Origin of the sequence: Providencia sp. PROV116 (genome assembly GCF_028482485.1) — a bacterium.
Classification (GTDB): domain Bacteria; phylum Pseudomonadota; class Gammaproteobacteria; order Enterobacterales; family Enterobacteriaceae; genus Providencia; species Providencia rettgeri.
On sequence record NZ_JAMPQO010000040.1, the window covers coordinates 1 to 3,539 of the forward strand.

General features: G+C 37.9%; 1 protein-coding gene. It reads right to left on the minus strand.

Annotation, left to right across the window (positions count from 1 at the left end; translation table 11 throughout):
• Positions 1-3,539: Ig-like domain-containing protein (locus PSE72_RS19805; RefSeq protein ID WP_272691112.1), on the minus strand; the 3,539-nt coding region annotated here is incomplete at both ends.

A 3,539-nucleotide genomic window follows, 5' to 3' on the forward strand; every position in this document is an offset into this window, starting at 1 on the left:
CCGCCGCCCCGGTATAACTCTCATTCGCAATCTTTAGCTCAACGAAAGCATTAGATTCTGTCGTCCCACTGAAGGTTGGTGTTTTATGGTTAGTGAAACCACTGTTTGAGATCCCTGTATCTGATGTAGTATCTAACCCACCCTCCAGTACATCAGGCGGTGTTGTATCGATAATAATCTTACCCCTTAAGCTTTTAGTTCCTTTATGCCCAACAGCATCTTTCATCTCTACTTTATAAATATAGGTGTCCTCTGTCAGTGACGATGGAAGTGTGAATTTCCACTGACCTTTTTCATCAACCTTAATATCCTTATAAACATGCTCACCCACTATTAACTGTAGGACCACACCTGGCTCTGCTGAACCACAAAAAGTGGGTTTTGTGATATTTGTTACGCAATCCAATTGATAAGTATTATCTTTAGAATTACCAACACCACCATCAAGAGTATCTGGAGCAATTGTATCCACCTTGATAGTGCCTTGTAGCATCAAATCATTATTTAGATTACCCGCACTATCTTCTACCCTTGCCTGATAGGTATATTCCCCGTCTTTCAATGCACTTGCTGAAGGTAATGTAAATGCCCAACTCCCCTTTTCGTCTGCAATAATTGTCTGAGAAAAATGAGTGCTATCTAAAGGAGACTTTATATTGAGTAAAACTCGTGCAAAGGGATCACTATATCCACTAAAATCAGGTATATTCGCATCAGTGAGAACATGCTCTTTAGCAACACCATCTCGTGCATCAATCACACCACCTGTTAATACCTTCGGGGCAGTGGTATCAATCTGAAATCTACCATGTTTCTGGCCACTAATTCCATGCACCTTATCTTCCACAGCTATCGTATAACCGTATGATCCTTCTTCGAATTTTACTTTTTCATCTATCACCCATACGCCATTTTCATCTGCTTTGGCATCGTATGAATGAGTTAAGTTATTATCAAAAATCAATCGGATAGAAGCATGAGGCTCCGTTTTTCCACTAAACTTCGGTGTTTTTATATTGGTAATATTATCGCCTTTAATACCGGTATCATCATTATCATCTAATCCCCAGGTTATTTCAGGCGTCGTTTTAATTGTTAAGCTACCTTGTAATTTATCTTTCTCTGCATTCATTTTCCCTAATACATTTTCAACCGTAATATTGTAAACATATTGGCCGTCAGCTGGCATTTGAGAGGCAAGTGGTTTGAATTGCCAATTCCCTGTCTTATCCGCTTTTGCAGATTCATGTATAGCTTCTTGTCCTTTAGACAACGTAAAATGTACGGTAGAATTAGGTTGAGTTTTGCCACTAAAGGTCAATCCATTGTTATATACCGTGTCATTACTGCCGATCTCACTCGTCTGAAAGTTAGTTATTTCAGGAGCCGAGTCATCATAAATAAGTGAAAAATTGATATTACTTTTTCGATTAATCAGATCGTACGCTGTAATAGAAAATTCAAGATTGCCACCCCCTGTTATATCACTGGGAATACATTCGATAGGCAATGTATATGCCCAGGTTCCTTCATTGTCCGCTTTGGTCGTTCCAATTTCTTTACCTGTTTTATCTTTTATTTTAACAATCCCTGCGGGAGAGGTTTTACCTGTTATTTCTAAGTGATTTTTGTCAAAAGTAAGTTCGCCACCATCACTACTAATACTTTGATTTTCAGTAATACCAAACTCGATTTTAGGTTTTTGGGCCTCACCGCTTAACACTTTAATAATGGTTTCATGCTCGACCTTATTACCCGCAATATCAAAAGCGGTAATCCTAGCTTTATGCTCACCATTAGGTAAATTTAGAGTATTATTAAAAGTCGTTTGTGAACTATCATCATTAACAGATTTTTTGTCATATTTGATAGTCTTCTCATTAACTGCAATCTCGTAATAATCCATATTTCCTGTATAAGTAAAATTCAGGTGAGGATTATTATTTTTAGCTACATCAGCTGCTTTACTGTGCGTATCACTTTTTTCGATATGAAATTCATTGAATGTAGGGGGCGTTGTTAGGACATTTAGCTTAACAATCCCGAGTATCAAATCTTTCGTTTCATCTCGGAAAATGAGGTTGTGCTCCCCATCACCATCAAGGGGAACTTCAAGTTGCCATTCCCCTTTATCATTTGCTTGGGTCTTGTATTCTTTTCCCCCAACTTTTACTGAGATTTTAGCTTTAGGCTCAGCAATCCCTTTATAAATTGGCTTATTATGGTTTATATAACCATTTCCTTGATGTCCAGAATCCGTTTCGGGATCAAGGAAAATATTCGACTCAGATACAACTAAAAAGGAATGAAATTTCTCTGTCGAACCATATACATCTTGAAATTTCAAAGTATAGCCATGTTGACCCTGTGAAAGCGCATTTTGCGTAGGGAGTTCAAAACTCCATGCGGCTAATTTGCCAGTTTTTCCAGTTATGGTTAACGGATATTCTTTCCCAGCAATCTGAATGCTACCTTTAAATTCGTCCCCCGTTACACCACCTTTAATTGTTCCGTGCAATTTAGGTGTCTTGCTAACACTTACTTTTAAATCATCTTTACCTGTAGGGCTAGACTCAGCATCAATCAGTGAATCGATGGTATAAACACCTTTTTTTATCCATAAACCTTTTTTTTCAAAATCTCTATTATTCGTATTTCCAGCAGGAGACGTCGCAACGACACCAATAGAACTAACCCCATAAAGGGGGCCAGCTTTCATTAAATTCGATGGAAATGTGAAAGACCATTGCCCGTTTTTATCAATATCTGTCACATCGAACTCACGTCGTTCCCAAAAATAATCTCCAGTATAGTAAGAAAATTCAAACTTTAATTTTGAGCCTGGTGTAGTTGTACCACTAAATATTGGGGTTAAATCATTAGTTGACAGGACACTTTTTCTATCTCTAGTCGCGCTTGAATTAAGCGTTATTGCAGAAAGAAAGGGGATAGTATTATCAATTTGCAACGTACCTGTTGTTTCAAAATGATTGTCAGCAGCATCAGTAACAATAATTTTGTATTTACCTGAATAATTTTTATCTAATGTTTCATCTAAAGCTAATAGCCATGTACCATTTTCATCGCAGGTTGTATCGACGCTTTTATCATTCAATTTTAACGTTACTTTATTACCAGGAACGCTTTTTCCCGTAAACTCTGGCTTTTGGTTTTTGGTGATAAAGTCACCAGATGTTCCTAACTCTATCGCATCCGTTAATTTAACCACAGTGAAAGGTGGTGTTGTATCTATAAAAATCACGCCACTTTCATCAGTGGACATCCCATTAGTCGGGTGTTTCGCAGTCACCGTATAATGATGCCCCCCATCCTGTAAACTATCAAGCGTAATAGCCCATTTTCCTGTAGTGGCATCAGCAATTTCGGTCAATTCCTGTCCAGCAATCTTAAAGGTTATTTTTGCACTTTTGGTAGCTGTACCTGTAAATGTAGGCTTTTTAACATTAGTGATATAACCATCTTTATTCCCACTATCACTCTCTTTATCTAATTCAACTGAAAGTGTCGGGGGCGGAGAC